The sequence below is a fragment of the Limnohabitans sp. 2KL-3 genome, from assembly GCF_001269405.1.
Taxonomy (GTDB): domain Bacteria; phylum Pseudomonadota; class Gammaproteobacteria; order Burkholderiales; family Burkholderiaceae_C; genus Limnohabitans_A.
This window is the reverse complement of the sequence record NZ_CXON01000009.1, coordinates 38,257-63,901: the sequence shown is the minus strand read 5'-3', so window position 1 is coordinate 63,901 and position 25,645 is coordinate 38,257. Positions and strand designations below refer to the sequence as shown.

Sequence of the window (25,645 nt, the reverse complement as noted above, 5' to 3'; positions counted from 1 at the left end):
GCACATGAACACAGGAGACCTGCACATGGTGAAAGACATGACGGATTATTTTGTCGGGGAGAAGCAGGAAAGCGTGCTCTTCATCTTGGCGGCCTTGATGGCGATAGGCCTGGCGGTTTGGCTGTGGTCCCACGGCCACCGCCTGCGCTGGATGGCGCTGCCTTTGGTGGTGGTGGCGCTGATGCAGCTGGTGGTGGGTGTCACCATTTTTGCGCGCACCGATGCGCAACTGGCCAAGCTCAGCACGCAACTCGTGAGCGCACCAGCCGAGTTCAAACAGGCAGAAACCGAGCGCATGCAAACGGTGATGGCCAATTTCAAGCTGTACAAACGCGTCGAGTTGGCGCTGCTCGTGCTCGGGGCCTGTCTGATCGCGTTCTTCTCCAAATGGAACCCGGCCACCGCTATCGGCATCGGCTTGGTGGTGCAGGCGGGCTTCACGCTGGCGCTGGACTTGTTTGCCGAGGCGCGTGGGGAGGCTTATTTGAGGGCGTTGGCGGAAATGGCCACTTAGAGCAGGCAAAAAGGCAAGCCAAAAAGCCGAGCAAAAAACATGGGCATGGCTATAATTTCCGCTTCGAGAGACAAAAATCGGCTCCATGCCGTGAGGTGATTCGGTTCATCCTATATCTCTCGATCCTTCTTCCCAACACCCGCTCGACTTTCCAAAGTCAGCGGGTGTTCTTGATTGAAGACGGTGCTTTGTTGCTTGAATTGGCTGGCTCCTTGAGGCAAATCCAGATCCAGAACTTCCAGAATCTGGGGCCACACAAAATTCAGATACCGGACCTCGCTGCGTTCATAAAACCGTTGAAGCGCCCACAGGTAGTAGTCAACTGCTTGCAGACCCGCGTGGTCTTTGGGGAATGAGCACAGGACTTCAGTGGGTTTGGGGCGTGCTAAGCCAAATTCCTCGGGAATGGTGTCGTGCTCGTGCTCGATAGCGTCCACAAACGCCTTGGTGCGCGGTTTGTGTCCGCGCTGAGCGAACACAATTTTGTGGTGATTCAAGCCGTGCATCCGCGAAAAAAGGTGCCGAGTCAATTCGTCATACAGCTCGTGGCCGTCGGGGTCATAGCGGTACGCGGGGTCTATCCGGCGGCGTTGTTGGGCATAGTCAAGCAAACGCAATTTATCGCGAACCACGGCGACAAAACGCAGGTCGTGTTTCGCCAATAACTTGTAGACCAAAAACCGCACCTCAGGCGGATCGTCTTTCGCATGAAAGTGCACCGCCGTGCGTTTGCGTGCAGGGTCCAGCGAAGGCACATCCTTGAAAAAAGGGTCAGACAACAGGTCGCTGCGCAAGCGATCCAGATCTGAGGTCAGGGCCTGCACATCGCGGCATTCCAGTTTTCCAGCAATGAAAAAACGTGAGCAGCCATCGGTGGCTGCCACGACTTTGCCACCTTTGCCAAACAGCGTCGGATCACCCGCCTCGTCGACAAACCAGGTCACATGCGCGGTGTGCTTGTCTTGGGTTGTCATATCTTTTTGCTCAGGTCGCATGGCCAGGCCGTTGAATTTTTTGGCGTTAACTTTGATGTCAAAAAATGGAGTTCAAATCTCTTTCGGAACTCAAGCCGTTGATTGGATCATGCGTTCATCAACTTGCCAAGGCCAACTGCAAAGCCAGCTGGTTGTGCCGCTCGATCAGCGGCCCCATGTCCACCGTGGTGATCTGCCCTTGGCGCACCACCACGCGGCCATTCACGATGGTGTAGTCGGCGTTGTCACTGGCGCACAGCAAGAGCGCTCCCACCGGGTCGTGCACCGCGCCGCCCGCCATGCTCAGGGTGTCGGTGCGGAACATCGCGATGTCGGCGCAATAGCCTTCTTTGATCTGCCCCAGCTCATGGGCGCGGCCCAGCACCTCGGCGCCGCCGCGAGTGGCCAGGCGCAAGGCGTCGCGGGGTGTCATGTCTGACGGACCCAAGTCACAGCCAAACACAGTGCGCCCGTTTTCGACGCGCGGTGGCTCCATGGCTCTGCCCACACGCGCCAGCAGCATGGCTTGGCGGGCTTCGTTCAGCAGGTGCGCCGCGTCGTTGCTGGCGCTGCCGTCCACACCCAGGCCAATGGGCACGCCCGCGTCGAGCATTTTGCGCAGCGGCAAGATGCCGCTGGACAGGCGCATATTGCTGCACGGGCAGTGGGCGATGCCGGTGCGCGTGCGGGCAAACAAATACGTGCCTTCTTCGTCCAGCTTCACACCATGGGCGTGCCACACGTCGTGACCGACCCAGCCCAGGTCTTCGGCGTATTGGGCGGGGGTGCAGTTGAACTTCTCGCGGGTGTAAGCGATGTCGTGGTCGTTTTCGGCCAGATGGGTGTGCAGGCGCACGCCGTGGGCGCGGGCCAGCTTGGCCGATTCGCGCATCAAGTCTTGGCTCACGCTGAAGGGCGAGCAGGGGGCCACGGCCACATGGGTCATCGACCCGTAGCTCGCGTCGTGCCAGCGTTCGATCAGGCGCTGGGTTTCTTTCAGGATGGCGGGTTCTTGCTCGACCACGCTGTCGGGTGGCAAGCCGCCTTGGCTCTCGCCCACACTCATGCTGCCGCGTGTGGCCGTGAAGCGCATGCCGATGGTGTGCGCGGCTTCAATGCTGTCGTCCAGCCGCACGCCGTTGGGGTAGATGTAGAGGTGGTCACTGCTGGTGGTGCAGCCGCTCAGCAGCAACTCGGCCATGGCCACCTGGCTAGAGACTCGCACCATCTCGGGCGTCAGGCCCACCCAGATCGGGTACAGGCCCTTCAGCCAACTGAACAGCTCGGCGTTTTGCACTGCCGGAATCGCCCGCGTGAGCGACTGGTACATATGGTGGTGCGTGTTGATCAGGCCCGGCACCACCACATGGTGGCGGGCATCGATCACCTCGTCGACCTGCTTCAGCAGTTCGTCGACGTTTTCATTCGCGGGGATGATGCGTTCGATGCGGCCGTCGCGGATCAGCAGCGAGGCGTCGTTGAGTTCTGTATTGGCATCGTCTTGCGTGGCGATGCAGCGGGCGCGGTGGATGAGCAGCGTGGTCATGGACTTGTCCTTTGCAAGGGGTGAAACAAGTCGCGGCCGAATCCCCTGGCCCCAGGCTTGCTGGGGGAGGGCGAGCACCACGTTGCCGCGCGTCCCGGGCTGTGCAGTGGGGTGATTTTAAGCAGATGCGCGTTCGTGAAGCGCTGGCGTGTTGGCGTTTTCGCAAGACATGAAGATGAACGGGCCTATTCTTCTGAAGCCCATCACTTGGCAAAACCCACCGGAATCAACAAGGCTTGAACGCGCCACAAAATCGCGTCCCCACCGACAGGTACACCCGGGGTGTGAGTGCCATGCTGGAGCGGTCTTGCCAGACTTCGCCTGTCCCGTCAGCGTAGTGGCGATCGCGGTTAAAGCGGGCATTGCCGATGTTGTACACCCCCACGCGCCAGAAACCCCAGGTCGGCTGCACGCGTCCGATGTAAACATCCAGCGCCGCACGGGCGTGGTCTCGTCCGGTGATGCCGGCAGAGGTATTGAGTTGGGTTGGTCCCGTGAGCGATAAGGTGACGCCACCAAACAAACCGCCTGTGCTGCGCAGGGGTTTGGCCACGTTCACGCTGGCGGTGTAGCGGGCTTGTCCAGGAATGCGGTTGCCCTCGCTGGGGCCACTGGTCATCCGCGACTGCAACACACTGGCGTTGCTCGACAGCGTCCAGTCCCGCCCCAAACCCGCCCAGGCCAGTCCGGTTTTGACATCGGCCTCCAAGCCCCAGACTGTCGCATCACCCACATTGGCACGGGTTTGTAACCAGCGGCCATTGATCGGCGTCACCAAGGTGGCCAGTGTGTCGCTGAGCTGGCGCACAAACAGGTTCAAGCCCAAATGACCTTGCTCACTCAGGCGTTGGTCCAGCCCGGTGTCCAGACTCCATGCCACTTCGGGACGCAGGTCGGGGTTGCCTGCGTTGTCCGGGTTGGTGATGCTGTTGCCCCCCACACTGGGGCTGGTGCGGTTAAACAAATCTCGAACAGCGGGGTTGCGTGTGATCCGGGCAAGGTTCCAACGCCACTGCATGTCATTGCCAATGGCGGTGCGTGTATGCAGCGAGGGTTGGATGAAGTGCATGCGCCGCTCAGGGATGACGCTGGCATCGTCACTGGTCAGGATCATCGTTTCGGCGCGTAAACCGCCCGTCAGGGTGGTTTTGCCCGGTAACGCCCATTCGTTTTGCCCCCAGATGATCTGGCGTTGCAGCTTTGCGCCCATCTCCACGCGCTTGCTACCGCGCAGGGTGTCGGTGTTCTGGGTCAATGCGTCCAGGCTCAGCGTATCCAGCTCCACCCCGGTCGACCACAGCAAGGGGCTGTCGGTGCCTGTGAGTTTGGATTTGAGCGTCCACTGCCTGTCGCGCTGTTCGTCAGACAAGGCGTAGTCGGAATTGGGGCTGCCCTGGGACTGCACGATGCCCTGGCGGTTCAGGCGGTAGTTGCTGCGGGCGCCATGCAGTGTGGTGTCGAGCTTGCTGCGGTCAAAGCGGTGTGTCCAGTCCGCTGCCACTTGCAGGTATTGGCGCTGGTAGTCGTTCATGTCCTGGCTGTTGAGCGCATAGGGCGTGCCGTCGCGCCACAGGCTTCCAGAGGCCAGGGCGGTGCCGTCAAATTCGGTCTGGCTCAAGGTCGCGCGCAAGGTGAGCTGGTCACTGGCACCCATGCGCCCACTCACCTTGGGAAGCAGCATGGACTCGCTGCGGCGGTAGCGGCCCGCGGTATCGGTCGTCGAAGTGAGCCGCCCATCGGACTGAGTTTGCCGCTGGGTATCGGAGCCAATCAAGTAATCGATGCGGCTGGCCGCGACAAAGTAAGTCCAGGGTTTGACGGGTGGCGTGTCCGACGCCGCATCGGCTTTGAGGGCAGCGGGGTCGGTGCCCAAGGGCCCTGACTGCGAGAAGTACAGCTGCCCCGCATTTTGACCCCAGACATGGTTGTCGGTCAGTTGCAAGGTGGTTTCGCGCTTCACGGTGGCGGCACGCAAGACGATGTTCAGTGTGCCCCCGGTGGCCCCAGAAAATTCAGCCGTCGGTGCGCGCACCACCTCAATGCGCTCGATCAGCTCAGAGGGCAGCTGGTCCAGTGGCAGGGAACTCTTGCCGCTGCTGACACGCTGGCCGTCAATCAGCAATTGCGTTGCACTGGCCTCCATGCCGCGCATGCGAATCTCAACGCCCCCTTGCCCGTTGGGCGTGACTTGCACACTCGGCAGCTGCCGCAGCACATCCACGACAGAAAATGCGCCCAAGGCGGCAATGTCTTTGCGCTCCACCACCACCAGTGATCCTGTCGCATCAAAACGCTGCTCGATCGCACGCCGGGCAGACACTGTGACCGTCTCCGTTGACTGCTCCTGCGGCGTTGCCCGCTCATCGGGCAGGGTTTGAGCGATGACGAGCAGGGGCGCACCGATCACGGAAAGCACTGAAAAATGCAGAAAAGAAGGAGGCGTTCTCATGACACTTGGCGTTGACTTGCCACGCCAACAAGGCGCAAGCAGGTTATTGACTTCAATGGCGGCAAATGGACCCTGTTGATCTGCACCGCTGTGGATTTGAATTTAACCATAATAGGTTAATTTTCTCAAACTCACGCGACGCGATGCAGGGTTGGATTTGCTTGTTATTGCCCATGACAAGAAGTCTGAACGCCTTGGCCACAAAGTCCACAAACGCCCTGACCCCCAGTGTTCAGGGGGCGGGCGAGCACCCCGTTGCCGCGTGTTCCGGGCTGTGCAGTGGGGCGAATTGAAGCAGACGATTGGATCGCTTCACACCTTGGCCAGCCAGCGCTCCACCAGTTTGACCCAGTAAGTGGCACCGGTCGACAAGATGCGGTCGTTGAAGTCATAACCTGCGTTGTGCACCATGCAGCCGCCCACACTGCCCACGCCGTTGCCGATGTTGATGAAGCAGCCGGGCACCTTTTCCAGGAAAAAGGCGAAGTCTTCGCTGGCCGGCACGGGCTCGGGCTTGGGCACCAGGCCAGTCTCGCCCAGCCAGTCGCGCACCAGGTCCAGACAGAAGGCGGTTTGGGTAGGGTCGTTCATGAGGACCGGGTAGCGGCGCATGTAGTTCACATCGGCCGTTGCACCGTAGGTTTGCGCCACGGCGTTAGCGATTTCGTGGATGCGCCGCTCCAGCAGGTCGCGAATTTCGGGTTGCATGGCCCGCACGCTCAGCCGCAGCTCGGCTGTGCCCGGGATCACGTTGGGCGCGTCGCCTGCCAAAAATGCCCCCAGCGAAATGATGCCGGTTTGCAGGGGCGGCACGTTGCGCGAGACCACACTTTGCAAGGCCATGACCAGGGCCGAGCCCACGAGGATGGGGTCGACCGCGTTGTGCGGAAAGGCTGCATGGCCGCCCACCCCCTTGACGGTGATGATGCAGGTGTCTGCGCTGGCCATGGCACAACCGGGCACGGCCATGAACTGGCCTTCCGGAATGCCGGGGCCGTTGTGCATGCCAAACATGGCGTCGCAAGGAAACAAGTCCAGAAAACCGTCTTCGAGCATCTTGCGGGCACCGCCCAGGCCCTCTTCGGCGGGCTGGAACACGGCGTGCACGATGCCGTCGAAGTGTCGTGTGGCCGCCAGATGGCGTGCCGCAGACAGCAGCATGGCGGTGTGTCCGTCATGGCCACAGGCGTGCATCTTGCCAAACACCTTGCTGGCCCAGGCCTTGCCCGAGGTTTCGGCAATCGGCAGGGCGTCCATGTCGGCACGCAGGCCGATGCGGCGTGTGCTGGTGCCCGCACGCAAGGTGCCGACCACGCCCGTGCCGCCCAAACCCCGGTGCACCTCCCAGCCCCAGCGTTCCAGCCGTGCGGCCACCAGATCACTGGTGTCGTTTTCTTGAAATCCCAGCTCGGGATTGGCATGAATTTGGTGGCGGATGTCCACCATCTCGGCTTCGTGCGCACGGATGGCTTCTAGGGCAGGTGGGAGGAGGGCGGTGTCGTTCATGGCGTGTCTTGGTCGTGGGCATCGGTGAGAGGGTCAGGTGCTACTTTGCCTTGTTCAGAGTTTCATGGCTGTCATGTTTGCGCCTTGGAGTGCACCACACAGTGGCCATCCATCGAGTCGGCGTTGTGTGGGTTGAACCCGACTTTGCCTCAGACAATGAGTGCGACGGATTTCACCTGGCACCAAACCGAAGCACCTTGTCGAAGCGCCAGATGGCGCAGCGATCTGCGTGTGACACGTCCAAGAATCAATGCTTGACCGCAACGCACGCGCACGACAACTTGCGAAGGATGGGCGTCTGAATCTATCGATTCGATGAGGCCCTGCAGACGGTTTTGTATGGTGGAGTCCTCGTGATTGGAAAGTGCAAGGCTGACATCGCGGGCCAGGATGCGGACACGAACGGTTTGACCCACTGCAACGCCCTGGTCGCGCACCCAAAGGATTCCGCCATCCCATTGAATTTGTGCCATGTGGTCCTCTGGGTTGCGCTCCATGACCCGGCCCAAGGTCACCATACCCGCCTCTTCGCCGATGGCCAGGGCCATGTCCTGCGACACCATGGCTTCGGTCATCGGTGCGCAAGATCGGACGTTGCCACCATCGAGCATGACCACTTGATCGGCCAAGCGAGCGAGTTCGTCCACCGAGTGGGTGACATACAGCATCGGGATCTTCAGTTCTGCGTGCAACCTCTCCAGCCAGGGCAAGACTTCTTTGCGCCGAGCGACATCCAGTGAGGCCAGCGGTTCGTCCAGCAAGAGCAGCTGAGGTTGTGTGGCCAAGGCCCTGGCGATTGCCACACGCTGACGCTCACCGCCTGACAGCGTGGTGACGCCACGCTCGAGCAGGTGGCCAATGCCCAGCAGCTCCAATGCCGCGTCAAGAACCTGCGTTTGTTTGGTTTTACCAGCCCTGCGCAGACCAAAGTGCAGGTTTTGCTTGACATTCAGGTGTTCAAAAAGGCTGGCTTCCTGAAAGACATAACCCATTTGACGCTGCCAGGTGGGCTTGAAAAGTCGTTTTTCACTGTCTTGCCATATTTCATGGCCGAATGAGATGAGACCCTGGGCCTTCTCCAAACCGGCCACACAGCGCAACAGGGTGGTTTTGCCTGAACCAGACGGCCCAAACAAGACCGTGATGCCGTTGACTGGCAGGGTGAGGTCCACCTTCAGTGCGAAGTCGCTGCGGTCGAGCTGAACTTGGATGCGAAGCTGGGGTGAAGTGGTCATGACAGGACTTTGTCACTGCGTCTTTTCAGTCGCGCCAATGTGATCAAAACGGCAAATGAAAAGACGACCATGCCCGCAGCCAAGCCATGAGCTTGGGCATATTCCATCGCTTCAACATGGCCGTAGATTTGTGTGGACACCACGCGGGTTTGCCCCGGAATGTTGCCGCCGATCATCAGCACCACCCCAAACTCGCCAACCGTGTGCGCAAAGCTCAGCACAGTCGCGGTCAACAGACCGGGCTTGGCCAATGGCAGCGCCACTGAAAAAAAGGCGTCGATGGGTCTGGCCCGCAGTGTGGCTGCAACCTCCATGGGTCTTGTGCCCATGGCTTCAAATGCAGACTGAATGGGCTGCACCGCAAAGGGCAGAGAAAAGATGATCGAGCCGATCAGCAGTCCGGTGAATGAAAATGACAGAAGGCCCCAACCCACCGCTTGTGTGAGCTGTCCCACCCAACCGTGTGGACCCAGCAGCACCAAGATGTAAAACCCCAGCACGGTAGGCGGCAACACCAAGGGGAGCATGACCAAGGCGCTGATCGGGGAGCGCCAGCGCGACGGTGTCTGGGACAACCACCAGGCCAGTGGCGTGGCGATCAACATCAGCAAAGCCGAGGACAGCGCTGCCAGTTTGAGCGTCAAACCGATGGCCTGCCAAGCTTCAGGGGTGAGGGCACCGTTCATTGGCTTGAGGGCTTCATGGATGATTGAAGTTCGTACCCGAATGAACGGATGACCGCCTTGGCCTGATCACCCTGGAGGTATTGGAGGAGTGCGGCGGCAGCGGCATTGTCCTTGCCTGGGTTCAGCAAAACAGCATCCTGCTGGATCGGGGCATGCATGGAAGATGGCACCACCCACCCAGAGCCTTCCTTGATCCTGCCGTTTTCGTAAACCTGAGACAGGGCGATGAATCCCAGTTGCGCATTCTCAGACGAGACGAATTGGAAGGTCTGGGTGATGTTGGACCCCTCTGCGATCTTGGGTGCGATGCGCTCGCGCAAGCCCATCTTGTCCAGTGCCGCGATGGCCGCTGCGCCATAAGGAGCAAGTTTGGGGTTGGAGATGGCGATTTTGTCGAACCGCCCGCTGCGAAGCACCTCCCCATGGGCATCGACGAATCCCGGCTTTTTGCTCCACAAGACCAACTTGCCAATGGCATAGGTGAACCGCGCGCCTGGCACCCCCAGCCCTTCCTTCTCCAGTTTGAGAGGCGTCGTGTCGTCGGCCGACAGCAGGATCGAAAACGGCGCACCATTCCGGATTTGCGTGTAGAACAGGCCTGTGGCCCCAAATGCCAATGTCAGCTTGTGGCCTGTGTCACGCTCAAAGTCTTGCGCGATCCGCTTCATGGGGGCCGTAAAGTTCGCCGCGACCGCCACACTGGCTTCGGCGGCCAGAAGGGTCACAGGGATGACCATTGCGATCAGGGCGATCACGAGTCGCCCCCATTCTTGTTTTTTCATGATGCCCTTCGCTATGGGAAAATATGAAATCAATTGCGTTTCGTTATTCTACATATGAATAGCGGTGCCATCACCTTGAGGGACTGAGCATGTCTGCTCCAAAAATTCAATTTGACGACGTCCTGGGAGCCCCTGCTGTAGACAAGCGCCTGGAAGTGTTGAGATCCATGCACCATGCGGGGTCCATTTCTGAGGCTGCACGAGCCAATGGCGTGAGCTACAAAGCGGCTTGGCAAGCCCTTGAGACGCTGAGTAATCTGGCCGGGGTTCCTCTGGTGGAGAAAGCCGTGGGCGGTTCGGGCGGGGGAGGTGCCAAACTCACGCCTGCCGGCCTTCAGGTGTTGGAGGCCGCTGACCTGCTGAGTTCGGCTCGCGAAAATGCGCTCGCACAATTTGTTCGCTCTGCCGACGGCTTGGGACTGAATCTGCGCGGTATCGCTGGCATGGGCCTTCGAACCAGCATGCGCAACCAGATGCCGTGTCAGGTTCAGGACATACGTGCGTCAAGAGGCGCAGCAACCGTCGTTCTGGAACTGCCCGATGGGCAAGGATTGACGTCGAAAATCACGCTGGAGAGTCTGCAACTGCTGAGTCTTCAACCCGGGCAGAAGGTGTTGGCCATGTTCAAGGCCACTGCCGTGACGGTGGCACCCACCATCGTGGGCGCTGGCGAAGTCAATCTGCTGCGTGGCAAAGTGGTGCGCCGAGGAACGGGTGCTGCAGGGCTAGAGGTCTCATTGCAACTCACGCCAGGATTGGTCCTGGTGGGGTTCGCTGATGCCGAGTCACCCCTCAAACTTCGGCAAAACGCGATGGCCGCTCTAGAGCCCAATGCGGTGGTGATCGGGCTTGCAGGGTGATGTTTTGAATTCGTCAGGAAAGGAAGAAATCAAAACACCAGGCTATGTTTCAGGCAAAAAGCAAACAGCTTCTGATCGAGGGCTGGGCAGCAGTTGTTCTTTGGCGGGCCCCACCTGCATATCGCGTGGCAGTGGCACCGCATTTTTCACGGCCAGCACTTCCGCCATCACGCTGACTGCAATTTCAGGCGGTGTTTTGCTGCCAATGAAAATGCCAATCGGTCCGCGTAGTGGCGCAAGACTTTCCTGAGTTTGATCAAAGTGTTCAACCATGCGTGAGCGCCTGGCCTCATCGTTGCGTCGAGAGCCAATCGCGCCAACGTACAGTGCATCGCAGCTCAAAGCTTCCAACAAGGCCAGATCATCCAGTTTGGGGTCGTGTGTCAAAGCAATCACGCAAGTGCGTTTGTCGACGTGGAAGGCTTTGACCACATCGTCGGGCATGTCAGACAGCAGAGTCACCCCGGCCACCTGCCAGCCACTGCGGTACTCTTCGCGGGGATCACAGACCGTCACTGCAAAGCCGCAAAACAAGGCCATCGTCGCCAAGTATTCCGTCAATTGACCGGCACCAATCAGCAACATGCGGTATTCAGGGCCGAAACAATTGCAAAGGTTCTTGCCATCGTCGCTCAACGCTTGGGGTTGCAACGCCCGCAACAAGGTCACCTTTCCGGTTGACATGTCGGTGCGCCGATGCACCATTTGACCTTGGGTGAGCATGTCCACCAGTTGTTGGAGTTCAGCCACTTCGGGATTGAATTCGAGCACAAGCTCTAGCGTTCCGCCACAGGGCAAACCAAAACGGTGCGCTTCATCAGCGCTGACACCGTAGGTCACCCGCTCAGGGGGACTGTCTGGGATGTCATGTGTCAGATTTTCTGAGGGATGGGCAGCGGTCGGCTGACTGATGCGCTTGTAGCGATAAATCAGATCGTCTTCGATGCAACCACCAGAAACCGAGCCCACCACGGACCCGGTTTCACAAAGCGCCATGATGGAGCCCACGGGGCGAGGTGAAGAGCCCCATGTTCGCACCACAGTGGCCAACAAGGCTTTTTGGCCCTTTGCACGCCAGCCCAACAGCTGGTTCAACACCATGAGGTCGAGATTTTCCATCGTCTGGGGCTGTCAATCAGCGGGTCACCATGACCACCACGGCCAGGGCAACAGCTGCGCCCGCAGCCCACATCCAAACAGGCACGCCAGCGGATGTCTGTGCAGGCGCAGATTCTTGGGGAACCGGTTCTTCGGCGGGCGGGTAGCGTTTTTCGAGTTCAGCTTCAAACCGTTTGAAAAAGTCTTCGGCCATGTTTTTGGCCACGCCATCGATCAAGCGTTGGCCCAACTGTGCGATTTTTCCACCCACCGAGGAGTGCACGGTGTAATGCAATTCGCAGCCCTTTTCCAGTGGCTTGATTTCGACGGAAGACTCCCCTTTGCCAAAACCGGCCACCCCACCTTGGGCATCGAAGTTGAGTTTGTAACTTTGGGGGGCCACGATGTCCGTGAGCTGGACACTGCCATTGAACATGGCCGAGACCGGACCCATTTTGATGCCTGCTGCGACGGCGAATTTTTGATCACCCGAGGGCTCGAATCTTTGACAGCCGGGAATGCAGGCCTTCAGTATGTCGGGGTCATTCAGCGCCTCCCAGGCTTGCTGCTGCGTCACTTGTAAGGTGCGTTGTCCAGTCATGTCCATGATGAGTTTCTCCTGTCAAATGAAATGGGGGAATGGCTTGAACGTTTCATGAGCTTGCTGATGGCTTGTGCAAGGTCTTCAAGTTTGCTGAGATTGTGAACAGCCAGCATGCCATCTGCGTGTTGATGCAAGACTTGTGCACCGCTGGCCAGCGGCGCGTAGCCATCAAAGCGCAAGAGGGGATTGAGCCAAAACAGTTGGCGGCAATGCCTTTTGAGCCACTGCACTTCAGACTGCAATTGTTCCGGTGCGCCTGTGTCCAAGCCATCGCTGATGAGCAGCACCATGGTTCTGCGCCCGACCAGACACCGCGCATGACGCTCGCGCAAAGTGGTCAAGGACGCGCCCAAGCGGGTGCCACCGGCGAAATCAGAGATCCGTGTGTTGGCCTCCTCCAGCATGCGATCGGTGTCTTTGTGCTTGAAAGCAGGACGCAGGTCAGACAGGTCAGTGCCAAAGGCAAAAACAGAGCGCGGGTGGGCCCGGGTGGCCTGGTGCAAGAAGGCCAAAAGCAATCGGGCATAGCGTTCCATCGATCCCGAGATGTCGACCAGCACCAGCAAGGGCAAAACCTGCGGGCGACGCGCCCGTTGAGGCAGCCACAACAATTCTCCCTCTGAGCGACCTGCTTGCTGCATGGCGGCAGGCCAATGGGGGCGTTGGCCGCGTGTGCCAGCGCGTGTGCGGCGACCGGGCACCGGTGCCAAAGACAAGGGAATGTCGCGAACCAAGCGTTCAATCAGGCGGAACTCACTGGCGTTCAGTGTCGCGAAATCGGCATGCTGCAGGCGATGGCGGTCACTGGCGGTCATGGCCGCATCCAGTTGGATTTCACTTTCTTGGCGTGGGCCGCCTTCTTTTTTGGAGGTGGCAGCCAAGGCTTCTTGCACCCTGGCTTTGCGTGATGGGGGCTGACCTTGACGCACCTTGGGCAACATTTGCGCCAACAGTTGCTGGGCCAGTTCGGGGTTTCTGAATAAGGCCGAAAACAACTGGTCAAAGACCTCCATGTCCTGCTGACGATGGATCAAAACCGTGCCAAGTGCTGCGTGCAGATCGTCTTTTCGTTCAAGACCCACGATGCTGGCCGCTTCAATGGCCAGCGCCATGCCTTGGCTGTCAATGGGCACACCCGCTCGCCGCAAGGCCCGACCCAAGCCCACGATGTTCTGAGGCAGTTTGCCACTTCGGGCGTCACCCAGTTTCATGGCATCAAGCCGACTGCGGCTCAGGTCGCAAAAGCTCGTCGATCATGGGGATCAAAGCTGCCACATCCTCACGCTGCTTGAACAAGATACCGGCCGTGTCCTGGATCACTTCCGGGTCAAGCTCCAGCGTGTCCAGTGCCACCAGTGCCTTGGCCCATTCCACACTCTCGGCGATGCCCGGGGAGCGCTGGAATGCATTGGCAAATGGCATCGCACGCAGCCGAGACACAAATTGTGTGACGGCTTCGGTCAACATCGGTGCGGCCTCAGGCACTTGACTTTGCACAATGGCCAGTTCCCGTTCACGCTCAGGGTAATCCAACCACTGGTAAAGACAACGCCGTTTCACGGCATCGTTCAGGTCGCGCGTGCGGTTGCTGGTGAGGATGGTGATCGGTGCCACTTGGGCCTTGATCGTGCCCAGCTCTGGAATGCTCACTTGGTATTCGCCAAGGTATTCCAGCAAGAAGGCCTCAAACGGTTCATCGGCACGGTCGACCTCATCGATCAGCAAAACGGCACCCGGAGCCGGCGCTTGCAGGGCCTGCAACAAAGGCCGACGAATCAGGTAGCGCTCTTGATAGACCTCTTGCTCGATTTCGGCCACGGTGTGGGTGGCTTGCGCCGCACGCATGTGCAGCAGCTGCGCTGTATGGTTCCACTCGTACAAGGCTTCGCGCTGCTCCATGCCGTCGTAACACTGCAGGCGCAGCATGGGCCGCCCCAACACCTTGGCCAGTGCTTTGGCCAATTCTGTTTTGCCAACACCGGGTTCGCCTTCGAGCAACAAAGGCCTTTTGAGCTTCATGGCCAAAAAGACCGATGTCGCCAGACGACGAGGCGCGTGATAACCCACACCCTCCAGGGCGTGGGTCAATGCATCGATGCTCACAAAATCGTGAATGGTTTCACGCATTGGCTTGTTGCACCGCCCGCTGTGTTTGCACCTTGATCAATTGGGCACGGAACGCAGCGCTGGCATGCAAGTCGCCATTGAGTTCATTCGCATCAATCGACACACCTTCGACAGCCTCGGCCGTGAAGCTTTTCGACAAGGCCGCTTCCAAGCCAGCATGGCGAAACACGCCATTGCCCGCACCGGTGATGGCCACGCGAACGCCTTGATCGGTTTGTGCCACAAACACGCCCACCAGGGCAAAGCGCGAAGCTGCTTGGCGGAACTTGGCATAGGCCGCTTTTTGGGGCACAGGGAAATGAATCGCGGTGATCAATTCACCTTCTTCCAGCGCCGTGGTGTACATGCCCTGAAAGAAATCGTCAGCCGCGATTTTTCGCTTGTTCGTTTGCACTGTGGCACCCAATGCCAAAACGGCGCTGGGGTAGCAAGCTGCGGGGTCGTTGTTGGCCACCGATCCGCCCATGGTGCCCATGGCACGGACTTGGCGGTCACCGATTTGGCCCGCCAGTGCGGCCAATCCCGGGATCGAGGCTTTCACTTCGGCGCTGTCGGCCACAAACTCATGGCGTGTCATGGCACCAATGACCAATGTGTTGCCTTCTTTTTTGATCCCGCTCAGTTCACCGACACCTGCCAAGTCAACCAAACTGCCGGGCTGGGCCAGGCGCTGCTTGAGGGAGGCGATCAGGGTTTGGCCCCCTGCCAGAGCTTGACCTCCGGCAGAGATTTTGGCCAGTGCGTCTGCCAATGCGGCGGGACGTTCGTATGCGAATGCGTACATGTTGTGGTTCCTCAGGCTTTGGCTTGTTGAATGGCGGTCCATACCCGGTTCGGGCTGGCGGGCATGTCCAGGTCTTTCACGCCCAGGGGGGCCAAGGCGTCGAGCACAGCGTTCATCACCGCAGGCGGCGAGCCGATGGCACCGGCTTCACCGCAACCTTTGGTGCCCAAAGGGTTGGTGGTGCAAGGCGTGCACACATGGCCAATCGTGAAGGAAGGGAAATCGTCGGCGCGGGGCATGGCGTAGTCCATGAACGAACCTGTGACCAGTTGCCCGGTTTCGCGGTCGTACACGCAGTGCTCCAGCAGCGCTTGACCGATGCCCTGAACCAAGCCACCGTGGACCTGGCCTTCCACAATCATCGGGTTGATGATGGTGCCAAAGTCATCCACCGCAGTGAACCGGTCCACACGAACTTGGCCTGTGGCCGGATCGACTTCGACCTCGCAAATGTAGGTGCCGGCCGGGAAGGTGAAGTTGGTCGGGTCATAGAAGGCTGTTTCATTGAGACCGGGCTCCAACTTGTCCAGCGGGTAGTTGTGGGGCACATAGGCGGTCAGGGCCACTTGGCCAAATGTGACCATTTTGTCCGTGCCCTTGACCTTGAATTCACCACCGGCAAAGTCCACATCGGCATCGCTGGCTTCCATCAGGTGCGCCGCAATTTTCTTGGCTTTGGCCTCAATTTTGTCCAACGCCCGCATGATGGCTGCACCGCCCACCGAGATGGAGCGCGAACCATAAGTGCCCATGCCAAAGGGCACCCGGCCCGTGTCTCCGTGCACGATGTCCACTTGCTCGGGCGAGAGGCCCAAGCGAGCGGCCACCACCTGTGCAAACGTGGTTTCGTGGCCTTGGCCGTGGCTGTGCGAACCGGTGAAAACGGTCACGCTGCCCGTGGGATGCACACGCACTTCACCGCACTCAAACAAGCCTGCACGCGCACCCAGAGCACCAGCCACATTGGAAGGGGCCAGGCCGCAAGCCTCGATGTAGCTGGAATAACCCAAACCACGCAACAAGCCTTTGGCTTTGGATTGCGCTTTGCGTTGCTCAAGGCCCGCCACATCGGCCAATTCATTGGCTTGTTTCATGCAGGCGTGGAAGTCACCGGTGTCGTACTGCAAGGCAACCGGTGTCTGGTAGGGGAACTCGGTGATGAAGTTGCGACGGCGAATTTCGTCTTGAGACAGACCCATTTCCCAAGCCGCGCGAGACACGATGCGCTCCAGCAAGTAGGTCGCCTCGGGTCGACCAGCGCCTCGGTAGGCATCCACGGGCGCTGTGTTGGTGAACCATGCGTCGACCTCCACATAGACCTGTGGCGTTTTGTACTGACCGGCCAGCAATGTGGCGTAAAGGATGGTCGGAACGGCCGTTGAGAACGTCGACAGGTACGCGCCCAGGTTGGCATCGGTGTGGACGCGGAAACCCAAGAACTTGCCATCCTTGTCCATGGCCAACTCTGCATGGCTGACGTGGTCACGGCCATGGGCGTCAGACAGGAACGCTTCAGAACGGTCGCAGTTCCACTTGATGGGGCGGTTGAGCTTTTTGGAGGCCCAAGTCAGGCACACATCTTCTGCGTACAGATAAATCTTGGCACCAAAACCGCCGCCCACATCGGGCGCAATCACACGAACTTTGTGTTCGGGCAGGCCCATCACAAATGCCGTCAAAAGCAATCGCTCGACGTGCGGGTTCTGGTTGGAGACATACAGGGTGTAATCGTCACCGGCCCGGTTGTAGTGCCCGATGGCCGCACGCGGCTCCATGGGGTTGGGGGCCAAACGGTTGTTGACCAAGTCAAGCTTGGTCACATGCGCAGCATTGGCAAATGTGGCATCGACGGTCGCCTTGTCACCAATGGCCCATTTGTAGCACTGGTTGTTGGAGGCAATGTCGTGAATCACTGGCGCACCCGGGGCTTGCGCATCACGCACATCCACCACCGCAGCCAAGGGTTCGTAATCCACCACCACCAATTCGGCGGCATTGCGGGCTTGTTCGTAGGTTTCTGCCACGACCATGGCGACGTGGTCGCCCACATAACGCACTTTTTCGAAGGCCAAAATGGGGTGTGGCGGCTCTTTCATGGGTTCGCCGTTGGTGCTGGTGATCAACCAGCCGCAAGGCAAACCATTGATCTTGTCAGCGGCCACGTCCTGGCCATCCAAAATACCGATGACACCCGGCGCTGCCAGAGCCGCCGATTTATCGATGCTGCGGATTTTGGCGTGTGCGTGGGGCGAACGGACAAAGTAGCACTGGGCCATATTGGCCAGCACGATGTCGTCGGTGTACTGGCCCGCCCCGGTCAGGAAACGGTAGTCCTCTTTGCGGCGGAGGGATTCCCCAATGTGGGGCAGGTTGGCGAAATCGGAAGCACCCATGTTCGATCTCCTTAAGATTTCATGGCCGCTGCACCCTGCAGCACGGACTTGACAATGTTTTGATAACCGGTGCAGCGGCAAATATTGCCTTCCAGCGCCTCACGGACTTCGTGTTCACCCGCATTTGGTTGACGTTTGCACAAATCCAGTGCACTCATGACCATGCCTGGGGTGCAAAAACCGCATTGCAATCCATGGCACTCCTTGAAGGCTGCTTGCATGGGGTGCATGGTGCCATCGGCCGCCGCAAGGCCTTCGATGGTTTCGACCTCGGAGCCAGCAGCTTGCGCCAACAGCATGTTGCAGGACTTGACGGCCCGGCCATTCATGAGAACGGTACAGGCACCACATTGGGCCGTGTCGCAGCCCACATGTGTGCCCGTGAGTTTGAGATGCTCGCGCAATGCTTGCACCAGCAAAGTATGGGGCGCTGCCTCCACCGCAACGGCCTTGCCGTTGACCTTGAGTTGAACCTGCATTCCTGTCTCCTTTTTGAGGGTTTCACTTTTCATTTCAACGCACAAACACCCCAGATCCCGAGGACCCAAGTCCTTGGCGTGCATTCAGTTTCAGGCCGATCTTCAACCGTTGTGCTCACGACCCGCAAAGCAGGACCGCAGGGAGGCGAGCCACAGCACAACCGTCTGGAAATGGTCTGACAAGGTGTTCTTGTTTGTGCAGTCATCCTAAGGGCCAAAAGCTCATTTTTGGCTCAGGGATATCCGCTATGAAATGCGTTGCATACAGCCCGGGCACGCGATGGACTGTCACCGTTCGCAATGAGGCACACTTCTGCCCGTGCAACACATCAACCTCTCTTACAGCTGGACCCCGCATCAAGCGCAGGCGCAGCAGCGTGACCAAATCAGCCCCCTGCGCAATCCTTTGATGGACATGCTGCAAGCCGTGCGGGCAACCGGCTCCATTGCGGGCGCTGCCCGCGTTTTGGATTTGTCCTATCGCCATGTCTGGGGCGAACTCAAGCGCTGGGAACAAGTGCTCGGCCAGCCATTGATTCTTTGGGAAAAAGGCCAAGCCGCCCGCCTGACGGAATTTGCCGACAAGCTGCTGTGGGCCGAGCGCCAAGCCCAAGCCAGGCTGGTCCCCCAGATCAGCGCTTTGCAGGCCGAACTGGAAAAAACCTTTGCCGTGGCTTTTGACCCTGGCAGCCATTTGTTGACGGTCTATGCCAGCCACGACGATGCGCTGGTCAAACTCAGGGAACACAGTGCCCGGCAATCCCTGCACTTGGACATGCGCTTTTGTGGCAGCGTGGATGCAATCCGCGCTTTGAACGAAGGCCGCTGCACCGTCGCAGGGTTTCATGCCCCTTTGCAACCCGATGCCAGCACCTTGACGGCCCGCACATACAAGCCTTTGCTGAAAACAGGGCACCACAAACTGATCGGATTTGCCACCCGTGAGCAAGGCTGGATGGTGGCCCCAGGAAACCCCAAGAACATCTCGGGCTGGCACGACCTGACGCGGGCAGACCTGCGTTTGGTCAACCGGACACTGGGCACCGGCACCCGTCTGCTTTTGGACCAATGGCTGCAAACCCACAAGCCTGCAAGCTTGCCCACTGGCTACGACAACGAGGAGCCCTCACACTCTGCCGTGGCCACCCGCATCGCCTCGGGTCACGCTGATTTGGGGCTGGGCATTGCATCCGCTGCACAAGCCCAAAAACTGGATTTTGTGCCCCTGACCCAAGAGAACTACTGGCTCGTGTGCCTGAAATCGGCCTTGAACAACCCGGCCGTGATCGCTTTACGGCAAGTGTTGCAAAGTCCCGAATGGCAGCAAGTGCTGGGGCAACAAACCGGCTACCGCCTGCATGATGAAGCTGGGCAAATTCAATCGCTCAAACAATGCCTGCCTTGGTGGCCAAATCGATGAAGCCTCCGACTTGAGTGAAGCGACATGGACACAAAAACTGCGTCCAGAAAAAATCAGGCCTTGATCCCTCAAGGCCTGGCGGGCCTGAACGCCTCGGCCACAAAGTCCACAAACGCCCGCACCCGCGCCGCCGATTTGTGCTGCGCGGGGTAGACCGCATAAATGTCGGCATCGGGTGTGTGGTGCTGCGGCAGCACTTGCACCAGCTGGCCCTTGGCCAGGTGCTGGCGGATGTCCCATTCGGCCCGCAGCAAGAGGCCGTGGCCATCGAGCGCCCATTGCACCGCGATGCTGCCGTCGTTGGTGGTCAGGTTGCCGCGGGTTTTGATGGTCTCGGTGGGGCCTTGTTTGCCGCGTGTGAGTTTGACCACGCCATAGGCTTCGCCCCCTTGGCGGATGCTGATGAAGTTGTGCCGGGCCAGCTCGGCCGGAGTTTTGGGCTCGCCATGCGCCTGGAGGTAGGCGGGCGATGCACACAGCAGGCGCTGGTTGTCGGCGATCTTGCGTGCAATGACGCGGGTGTCGGGCGGCGGGCCAAAGCGGATGCACACGTCAAACGCGTCGTCGGTGAGCGCTGGCGGGTCCACCGACAGCTGCAGCTGTGCATCGACTTGCGGGTATTGCCGGGCAAAGCGGCTGATCAGCGGGCCGATGTGGCTGCGCCCAAAGCCCAGCGTGGCGTTGATGCGCAGCAGGCCGCTGGGCGTGGAGCGGCTGGTGCCCAACTGCTGTTCCAGATCGGCCATCTCGGCCAGGATGTTGCGGGCGTGGCGCAGCATGGTTTCGCCTTCCACCGTCAGGCTCATGCGGCGGGTGGTGCGGTTGACCAGTGGAACACCCAGGCGCGACTCCATGTGCGACAGGCGCTTGCTCACGGCGGCCGTGGTGATGCGCAGCTCACGCGCAGCGGCGCTCAGGCTGCCCGCCATGGCCAGTGCAGAAAAAAAGCCGAGATCGGCCGCTTGCAGGCGTGGTTCCATTGTTGATATCAGGTTAACAATGGCTTGAATTTTAGGGTGTTTGTTGATCTGTTCCGGCTCCAGAATGTCTGCACCTTTCAACACCCCTCCCGCATTCACATGAAAACCTACCGCATCGCCACCATCCCCGGAGACGGCATTGGCAAAGAAGTCATCCCCGCAGGCCAGCAAGTCATGCAGGCCTTGGCGCAAGCCTGTGGCACGTTTGCTTTCGAGTTTGAAAACTTTGGCTGGGGTGGCGACTACTACCGCCAGCACGGCGTGATGATGCCCGCCGATGGCCTGGACGCCTTGCGTGACAAAGACGCGATTTTGTTTGGCTCGGCCGGTGACCCGGACATTCCGGACCACATCACGCTGTGGGGCCTGCGCCTGAAAATTTGCCAGGGCTTTGACCAATACGCCAACGTGCGCCCCACGCGCATCCTGCCCGGCATCGATGCACCGCTCAAGCGCTGCACACCCCAAGACCTGGACTGGGTCATCGTGCGCGAAAACTCCGAGGGCGAATATTCGGGCGTGGGCGGCCGTGTGCACCAAGGCCACCCGATTGAGGCGGCCACCGACGTGTCCATCATGACCCGCGCAGGTGTGGAGCGCATCTTGCGCTACGCCTTCAAGCTGGCGCAGTCACGCCCCCGCAAGCTGCTGACGGTGGTGACCAAAAGCAACGCGCAGCGCCACGCCATGGTCATGTGGGACGAGATCGCTGTACAGGTCTCCAAAGAGTTTCCCGATGTGAAGTGGGACAAAGAACTGGTCGATGCAGCGACCGCCCGCATGGTCAACCGCCCGGCCACACTGGACACCCTGGTCGCCACCAATTTGCATGCCGACATCCTGAGCGATCTGGCCGCTGCGCTGGCGGGCAGCTTGGGCATTGCGCCCACGGGCAACATCGACCCCGAGCGCCGTTACCCCAGTATGTTCGAGCCCATCCACGGCTCGGCCTTTGACATCATGGGCAAGGGCTTGGCCAACCCTGTGGGCACTTTCTGGTCGGTGGTCATGCTGCTCGAGCACATTGGCGAGCCGGCCGCCGCCCAGCGCCTGATGGCGGTCATCGAAAGCGTGACGGCCAATCCGGCCCTGCACACCGGTGACTTGGGCGGGAAAGCCCTGACCGCCGATGTCACCCAGGCTGTATGCAAAGCCCTGGCTTGAAGTCATGATGCAGGGCTGGATGCAGTCTGTCCTTTTCCTGATCAATGAATCTTGATCCCCCTCTCTTTGAAAGGTTTGACCATGCGCTTCCCATTTTTGCCCGTGTCCGTAGCTTGTGCCTTGCTCTTGTCTGCGAACGCCTTCGCACAAGACTACCCCGCATCGAACAAGTCCATCACCTTCGTGCTGCCTTATGCCGCAGGCGGGCCGACCGACAAAGCCGCACGCGACCTGGCCCAGGCCATGAGCAAGGCCATGGGCGGGCACAGCATCGTGATCGACAACTCGGCCGGTGCTTCAGGCTCGATTGGGGCCAACAAAGTGGCCAAGGCCTCTGCCGACGGCTACACGCTCTTGTTCACGCACATTGCGCAAGCGACCTTGCCGACTTTTTTCCGCAACTTGCCTTACAACGTGGAAAAAGACTTTGAGTACATCGGTTTGGTCAGCGAAAACCCGATGAACCTGATTGGCCGCCCCAGTTTGCCCGTCAACACCATGGGTGAGTTGGTCACCTGGATTCAGGGCAACAAGGGCAAGATCAACATCGCCAACGCAGGCCCCGGTTCAGCCTCGCACCTGTGCGGCATGTTGTTCCAGTCCACGCTCAAGGTGGACATGACCTCGGTGCCCTACAAAGGCACAGCCCCCGCCATGACCGACCTGATCGGCGGCCAGGTGGATTTGATGTGCGACCAGACCACGACCACGATCCCGCAGATCGAGGGCAAGAAGGTCAAGTCATTTGCCGTGACCACGCCAGCGCGTTTGTCCTCGCCCGTGCTCAAGGACATGCCCACCATGCGTGAAGCCGGTCTCAAGGATTTCACCGTCACGATCTGGCAAGGCCTGTATGCCCCCAAGGGCACGCCCGCTGCGGTGCTCAAAAAGCTCAATGACGCCCTGAAGGTGGCCGTCAAAGACCCGGATTTCATCCGCAAGCAAGACGCTGGTGGTGCCTCGGTCATCAACGACGCCCGCAACGATCCGGCAGGGCACAAGGCCTTTGTGCTGGCTGAGGTTGCCAAGTGGGCGCCTGTGATCAAGGCGGCGGGCGTTTACGCGGATTGATTTTTCGCAGACCCATGCAGTTCAATGCTTGCCACATTGCAGCAGGCGTTGAACCAGAAGCGAGCAGGTGGCGAATCAGGGCTTGAGCCAATATCCTGGCTGGGCATATGTTTTCTTGAGGTGCTCGATGAAAAATCGCACCTTGGCAGGCAGGTGTTTTTGCTGCGGATAGACGGCGAGGATGTCGTAGGCGGGCAATGCAAATTCGTCCAGCACCTTGACCAGTTCGCCGCTTTGCAGTTGTTTCTGGATTTCCCAAGTGGAGCGCCAGCCCAGACCCAAGCCTTCGCTGACCCAGCGGTGCAGCAATTCACCATCATTGCAGTCCAAGTTGCCCTCCACCTTGACGGTCACGGTTTTGCCATCTTTGTGAAAGTACCACCCGCGTTGCTGCCCACCTTGTAGATTGAAAGCCAGGCAGTTGTGCTGGCGCAGATCTTCCAGGGTCTTGGGCTTGCCGCGTTTTTTGAAATAAGCAGGTGTGCCGCATACGACGCGCTGGTTGTTGGCCAAGTGGATGGCCACAAAGTTCGGGTCAATCTGCCCGCCGATTCGCAGGCCAAGGTCGTAGCCTTCGCGCACCAGATCGACCACGCGGTCGGTCAGGTTGAAAGAAATTTGCACCTGCGGGTTGGCTTTGAGGAAGGCGCTCGCGTGTGGTGCCACATGCAAACGACCGAACGCTGCAGGTGCCGAAACAATCAGGTGGCCACTGGCGCGTTGGTGTTGCGAGGACACGGCTTTCTCGGCCTCTTCCCAGCGTGCCAGTAGCTGATGGCATTCGTCCAGGTAGCTGGCACCCTGGTCGGTCAGCGTCAGGCGGCGGGTGGTGCGGATCACCAGTTGCGTGCCCAAGCGTTGCTCCAGCGCGTCCAGACGCCGCCCCATCATGACCGGCGTCACACCCTCGGCCAGTGCTGCAGCGGCCAGGCTGCCGTGGGCCATCACCTGCACAAAAGCGTCTATTTCCTTGAAGCGGTCCATCGCGAACTCCGGTTAATCCGATACGCAGAGTATCGAATGAAAGTATCTGCAATGCAATTCCCAAACGCTTTGTCGATCAATAGCATCAAGCCCAGTTTGATTCAACTTTGCAAAAGGAAACCCGATGACCCGCATGACCGCTGTCGAAGCCGCACTTTGTGTGATGGAAAAAGAAGGCATTTCACAGGCCTTTGGTGTGCCGGGGGCCGCCATCAATCCCTTGTACGCCGCCTTGCGCAAGCGTGGGCAGATTTCCCATGTGTTGGCAAGGCACGTTGAGGGGGCCTCGCACATGGCCGAGGGTTACACCCGAGCCCGTGCCGGCCAAATCGGTGTGTGCATTGGCACTTCAGGACCGGCCGGGACCGACATGATCACGGGCCTGTATTCGGCCATGGCCGACAGCATTCCGATCTTGTGCATCACCGGTCAGGCCCCCCGAGCGCGTTTGTACAAAGAAGACTTTCAGGCCGTGGACATCGAGAGCATTGCCAAGCCGGTGACCAAGTGGGCGGTGACGGTGCGCGAGCCGGCGCAGGTGCCTTGGACTTTCCAGCAAGCCTTTCACCTCATGCGCTCGGGTCGCCCCGGCCCTGTGCTGATCGATTTGCCCATCGATGTGCAACTGGCTGAGATCGAGTTCGACATCGACACTTACACGCCGCTGCCGGTGTACAAACCCGCCGCCAGCTTGGCCCAGATCCACAAAGCGCTGGACATGCTGATGAGCGCCGACAAGCCCTTGATCGTGGCCGGTGGCGGCATCATCAACGCCGACGCCAGCGACTTGCTGGTCGAGCTGGCCGAGATCACGGGCGTGCCGGTCATCCCCACGCTCATGGGCTGGGGCAGCATCCCCGATGACCACCCCTTGATGGCGGGCATGTGTGGGCTGCAAACCAGCCACCGTTATGGCAACGCCACGATGCTGGCCAGCGACTTTGTGCTGGGCATCGGCAACCGCTGGGCCAACCGGCACACCGGCTCGGTGGATGTCTACACCCAGGGCCGCCGCTTTGTGCATGTGGACATCGAGCCCACCCAGATTGGCCGTGTGTTCATGCCTGATTACGGCATCGTCTCGGACGCCAAGGCGGCGCTGCAATTGTTTGTGCAGGCGGCGCGTGAGCGGCGTGCGGCGGGCACCTTGCGTGATTACGCCGACTGGGCTGAGCGCTGTGCCGAACGCAAACACCTGATGTTGCGCAAGACCCATTACACGGAGATTCCGATCAAACCGATGCGGGTGTACGAAGAGATGAACAAGGCCTTTGGGCGTGACGCGGTGTACGTCAGCACCATTGGCCTGTCGCAGATCGCCGGGGCGCAGTTTCTGAAGGTGTTCGGGCCGCGCCAATGGATCAACTGCGGTCAGGCCGGGCCTTTGGGCTGGACGATTCCGGCGGCGCTGGGCGTGGTGGCCTCGGACCCCACCCGCACGGTGGTGGGCCTGTCGGGTGACTACGACTTCCAGTTCTTGATCGAAGAGTTGGCCGTGGGGGCGCAATTTGGCCTGCCTTATGTGCATGTGTTGGTCAACAACAGCTATTTGGGTTTGATCCGGCAGGCGCAGCGCCAGTTCGACATGGACTACTGCGTGCAGTTGGCGTTTGACAACCAGAACGTGGACGACCCGGCCTTGAAGGGCTTTGGCGTGGACCACCATGCGGTGGTGCAGGGTCTGGGTTGCAAGGCACTGCGTGTGACCGATCCCGAAAAAATTGGCGATGCCTTGGTGCAGGCCCAAGCCATGGCGCGGCAGTTCCGGGTGCCGGTGGTGGTGGAGGTGATTCTGGAAAAAGTGACCAATGTGGCCATGGGCACTGAGATCGACCGCATCAACGAATTCGAAGCGGTGGACTGCCGCCACCCCGAAGGTTTGAAGGGCCTGGAGTTAGCGGGTCTGCTCGAATGAGCCGTGCCTGATCCGCGTGCCTTGATCCTCCCGCGCCCATGGATGCTGCAGGAGCCGTTTTGATTTATTCAGGA

At 59.6% G+C, this 25,645-nt stretch carries 22 protein-coding genes; 6 read left to right on the top strand and 16 right to left on the bottom strand.

Going from position 1 to position 25,645, the window contains the following annotated elements; translation table 11 throughout:
* Window positions 1–4: 4 nt before the first annotated feature.
* A complete protein-coding gene (locus AMM41_RS12680; protein WP_089958847.1) occupies window positions 5–514 on the top strand; it encodes a hypothetical protein in 510 nt (169 codons plus the stop codon).
* A 110-nt stretch (window positions 515–624) separates the two neighbouring features.
* On the opposite strand, the gene AMM41_RS12675 is transcribed toward AMM41_RS12680, so the two are convergent.
* The 7 genes from AMM41_RS12675 to modA form a co-directional block, all read right to left on the bottom strand.
* On the bottom strand, window positions 625–1,488 hold the full coding sequence (locus tag AMM41_RS12675; protein WP_194944777.1) for a DUF3800 domain-containing protein: 864 nt from the start codon (window positions 1,486–1,488) through the stop codon (window positions 625–627).
* A gap of 118 nt (window positions 1,489–1,606) precedes the next feature.
* Window positions 1,607–3,034 (bottom strand): 8-oxoguanine deaminase, encoded by a 1,428-nt coding sequence (locus AMM41_RS12670; RefSeq protein ID WP_089958836.1) that lies wholly within the window; start codon window positions 3,032–3,034, stop codon window positions 1,607–1,609.
* A 226-nt stretch (window positions 3,035–3,260) separates the two neighbouring features.
* Complete coding sequence (locus tag AMM41_RS12665) at window positions 3,261–5,450, bottom strand: TonB-dependent receptor plug domain-containing protein (RefSeq protein WP_228769259.1); 2,190 nt, start codon at window positions 5,448–5,450, stop codon at window positions 3,261–3,263.
* Window positions 5,451–5,795: 345 nt separating this feature from the next.
* Window positions 5,796–6,989: a M20 aminoacylase family protein gene (locus AMM41_RS12660; RefSeq protein WP_089958828.1), complete on the bottom strand. Its 1,194-nt coding sequence runs from the start codon at window positions 6,987–6,989 to the stop codon at window positions 5,796–5,798.
* 149 nt (window positions 6,990–7,138) lie between these two features.
* Window positions 7,139–8,224 carry a molybdenum ABC transporter ATP-binding protein gene (gene modC / locus AMM41_RS12655; protein WP_089958824.1) on the bottom strand — a complete coding sequence of 362 codons (1,086 nt, stop codon included), beginning with the start codon at window positions 8,222–8,224 and terminating at the stop codon, window positions 7,139–7,141.
* Window positions 8,221–8,910: a molybdate ABC transporter permease subunit gene (modB, locus tag AMM41_RS12650; protein ID WP_089958820.1), complete on the bottom strand. Its 690-nt coding sequence runs from the start codon at window positions 8,908–8,910 to the stop codon at window positions 8,221–8,223. The genes modC and modB overlap by 4 nt, the downstream gene beginning before the upstream one ends.
* On the bottom strand, window positions 8,907–9,647 hold the full coding sequence (gene modA / locus AMM41_RS12645; protein WP_228769266.1) for a molybdate ABC transporter substrate-binding protein: 741 nt from the start codon (window positions 9,645–9,647) through the stop codon (window positions 8,907–8,909). The genes modB and modA overlap by 4 nt, the downstream gene beginning before the upstream one ends.
* A 134-nt stretch (window positions 9,648–9,781) precedes the next feature.
* Between modA and AMM41_RS12640 the strand changes: the two genes are divergently transcribed.
* The gene (locus AMM41_RS12640) at window positions 9,782–10,552 is read left to right on the top strand and encodes a TOBE domain-containing protein (RefSeq protein ID WP_089958811.1); all 771 of its coding nucleotides are present in this window, start codon (window positions 9,782–9,784) and stop codon (window positions 10,550–10,552) included.
* Between the two features lie 42 nt (window positions 10,553–10,594).
* Here the strand turns inward: AMM41_RS12640 and AMM41_RS12635 are convergent, their stop codons facing one another.
* Genes AMM41_RS12635 through AMM41_RS12605 form a run of 7 tightly spaced genes read right to left on the bottom strand, consistent with a single transcriptional unit; the run spans window position 10,595 to window position 18,037 of the window.
* Window positions 10,595–11,671, bottom strand: coding sequence for an XdhC family protein (locus AMM41_RS12635; RefSeq protein WP_089958807.1), 1,077 nt, complete (start codon window positions 11,669–11,671; stop codon window positions 10,595–10,597).
* Between the two features lie 16 nt (window positions 11,672–11,687).
* Window positions 11,688–12,257 (bottom strand): CoxG family protein, encoded by a 570-nt coding sequence (locus tag AMM41_RS12630; RefSeq protein ID WP_089958804.1) that lies wholly within the window; start codon window positions 12,255–12,257, stop codon window positions 11,688–11,690.
* Window positions 12,248–13,465 (bottom strand): vWA domain-containing protein, encoded by a 1,218-nt coding sequence (locus AMM41_RS12625; protein ID WP_089958799.1) that lies wholly within the window; start codon window positions 13,463–13,465, stop codon window positions 12,248–12,250. The genes AMM41_RS12630 and AMM41_RS12625 overlap by 10 nt, the downstream gene beginning before the upstream one ends.
* Before the next feature lie 4 nt (window positions 13,466–13,469).
* On the bottom strand, window positions 13,470–14,381 hold the full coding sequence (locus AMM41_RS12620; protein WP_089958794.1) for an AAA family ATPase: 912 nt from the start codon (window positions 14,379–14,381) through the stop codon (window positions 13,470–13,472).
* The gene (locus AMM41_RS12615; RefSeq protein ID WP_089958791.1) at window positions 14,374–15,165 is read right to left on the bottom strand and encodes an FAD binding domain-containing protein; all 792 of its coding nucleotides are present in this window, start codon (window positions 15,163–15,165) and stop codon (window positions 14,374–14,376) included. The genes AMM41_RS12620 and AMM41_RS12615 overlap by 8 nt, the downstream gene beginning before the upstream one ends.
* Window positions 15,166–15,176: 11 nt before the next feature.
* Window positions 15,177–17,558, bottom strand: coding sequence for a xanthine dehydrogenase family protein molybdopterin-binding subunit (locus AMM41_RS12610; protein WP_089958788.1), 2,382 nt, complete (start codon window positions 17,556–17,558; stop codon window positions 15,177–15,179).
* An 11-nt stretch (window positions 17,559–17,569) separates the two neighbouring features.
* Window positions 17,570–18,037 (bottom strand): (2Fe-2S)-binding protein, encoded by a 468-nt coding sequence (locus AMM41_RS12605; RefSeq protein ID WP_089959120.1) that lies wholly within the window; start codon window positions 18,035–18,037, stop codon window positions 17,570–17,572.
* Window positions 18,038–18,365: 328 nt separating this feature from the next.
* Here AMM41_RS12605 and AMM41_RS12600 point away from each other — a divergent pair, with 328 nt between their 5' ends.
* A complete protein-coding gene (locus tag AMM41_RS12600) occupies window positions 18,366–19,457 on the top strand; it encodes a substrate-binding domain-containing protein (RefSeq protein ID WP_228769265.1) in 1,092 nt (363 codons plus the stop codon).
* A gap of 68 nt (window positions 19,458–19,525) precedes the next feature.
* On the opposite strand, the gene AMM41_RS12595 is transcribed toward AMM41_RS12600, so the two are convergent.
* Window positions 19,526–20,437, bottom strand: coding sequence for a LysR family transcriptional regulator (locus AMM41_RS12595; RefSeq protein WP_089959110.1), 912 nt, complete (start codon window positions 20,435–20,437; stop codon window positions 19,526–19,528).
* A gap of 99 nt (window positions 20,438–20,536) precedes the next feature.
* On the opposite strand from AMM41_RS12595, the gene AMM41_RS12590 reads away from it, so the two are divergent.
* Both AMM41_RS12590 and AMM41_RS12585 read left to right on the top strand, forming a co-directional pair.
* Window positions 20,537–21,601, top strand: a complete 1,065-nt coding sequence (locus AMM41_RS12590) for a tartrate dehydrogenase (protein WP_089958781.1) — start codon at window positions 20,537–20,539, stop codon at window positions 21,599–21,601.
* An 81-nt stretch (window positions 21,602–21,682) separates the two neighbouring features.
* Window positions 21,683–22,672 (top strand): Bug family tripartite tricarboxylate transporter substrate binding protein, encoded by a 990-nt coding sequence (locus AMM41_RS12585; RefSeq protein ID WP_089959105.1) that lies wholly within the window; start codon window positions 21,683–21,685, stop codon window positions 22,670–22,672.
* Between the two features lie 75 nt (window positions 22,673–22,747).
* Here the strand turns inward: AMM41_RS12585 and AMM41_RS12580 are convergent, their stop codons facing one another.
* Window positions 22,748–23,656 carry a LysR family transcriptional regulator gene (locus tag AMM41_RS12580; protein ID WP_089958778.1) on the bottom strand — a complete coding sequence of 303 codons (909 nt, stop codon included), beginning with the start codon at window positions 23,654–23,656 and terminating at the stop codon, window positions 22,748–22,750.
* 124 nt (window positions 23,657–23,780) lie between these two features.
* Between AMM41_RS12580 and gcl the strand changes: the two genes are divergently transcribed.
* Entirely contained in the window at window positions 23,781–25,571 is a 1,791-nt protein-coding gene (gene gcl / locus AMM41_RS12575; RefSeq protein ID WP_089958774.1) for a glyoxylate carboligase, read from the top strand.
* The last annotated feature ends 74 nt before the right edge of the window (window positions 25,572–25,645 follow it).

What these genes read in the sequence shown, in the direction of transcription:
- AMM41_RS12680 (WP_089958847.1), top strand. Translation starts at nt 5, where the DNA reads ATGAACACAGGAGACCTGCACATGGTGAAAGACATGACGGATTATTTT.
- AMM41_RS12675 (WP_194944777.1), bottom strand. Translation starts at nt 1,488, where the DNA reads ATGACAACCCAAGACAAGCACACCGCGCATGTGACCTGGTTTGTCGAC.
- AMM41_RS12670 (WP_089958836.1), bottom strand. Translation starts at nt 3,034, where the DNA reads ATGACCACGCTGCTCATCCACCGCGCCCGCTGCATCGCCACGCAAGAC.
- AMM41_RS12660 (WP_089958828.1), bottom strand. Translation starts at nt 6,989, where the DNA reads ATGAACGACACCGCCCTCCTCCCACCTGCCCTAGAAGCCATCCGTGCG.
- modC (WP_089958824.1), bottom strand. Translation starts at nt 8,224, where the DNA reads ATGACCACTTCACCCCAGCTTCGCATCCAAGTTCAGCTCGACCGCAGC.
- modB (WP_089958820.1), bottom strand. Translation starts at nt 8,910, where the DNA reads ATGAACGGTGCCCTCACCCCTGAAGCTTGGCAGGCCATCGGTTTGACG.
- modA (WP_228769266.1), bottom strand. Translation starts at nt 9,647, where the DNA reads ATGGTCATCCCTGTGACCCTTCTGGCCGCCGAAGCCAGTGTGGCGGTC.
- AMM41_RS12640 (WP_089958811.1), top strand. Translation starts at nt 9,782, where the DNA reads ATGTCTGCTCCAAAAATTCAATTTGACGACGTCCTGGGAGCCCCTGCT.
- AMM41_RS12635 (WP_089958807.1), bottom strand. Translation starts at nt 11,671, where the DNA reads ATGGAAAATCTCGACCTCATGGTGTTGAACCAGCTGTTGGGCTGGCGT.
- AMM41_RS12630 (WP_089958804.1), bottom strand. Translation starts at nt 12,257, where the DNA reads ATGGACATGACTGGACAACGCACCTTACAAGTGACGCAGCAGCAAGCC.
- AMM41_RS12625 (WP_089958799.1), bottom strand. Translation starts at nt 13,465, where the DNA reads ATGAAACTGGGTGACGCCCGAAGTGGCAAACTGCCTCAGAACATCGTG.
- AMM41_RS12620 (WP_089958794.1), bottom strand. Translation starts at nt 14,381, where the DNA reads ATGCGTGAAACCATTCACGATTTTGTGAGCATCGATGCATTGACCCAC.
- AMM41_RS12615 (WP_089958791.1), bottom strand. Translation starts at nt 15,165, where the DNA reads ATGTACGCATTCGCATACGAACGTCCCGCCGCATTGGCAGACGCACTG.
- AMM41_RS12610 (WP_089958788.1), bottom strand. Translation starts at nt 17,558, where the DNA reads ATGGGTGCTTCCGATTTCGCCAACCTGCCCCACATTGGGGAATCCCTC.
- AMM41_RS12605 (WP_089959120.1), bottom strand. Translation starts at nt 18,037, where the DNA reads ATGCAGGTTCAACTCAAGGTCAACGGCAAGGCCGTTGCGGTGGAGGCA.
- AMM41_RS12595 (WP_089959110.1), bottom strand. Translation starts at nt 20,437, where the DNA reads ATGGAACCACGCCTGCAAGCGGCCGATCTCGGCTTTTTTTCTGCACTG.
- AMM41_RS12590 (WP_089958781.1), top strand. Translation starts at nt 20,537, where the DNA reads ATGAAAACCTACCGCATCGCCACCATCCCCGGAGACGGCATTGGCAAA.
- AMM41_RS12585 (WP_089959105.1), top strand. Translation starts at nt 21,683, where the DNA reads ATGCGCTTCCCATTTTTGCCCGTGTCCGTAGCTTGTGCCTTGCTCTTG.
- AMM41_RS12580 (WP_089958778.1), bottom strand. Translation starts at nt 23,656, where the DNA reads ATGGACCGCTTCAAGGAAATAGACGCTTTTGTGCAGGTGATGGCCCAC.
- gcl (WP_089958774.1), top strand. Translation starts at nt 23,781, where the DNA reads ATGACCCGCATGACCGCTGTCGAAGCCGCACTTTGTGTGATGGAAAAA.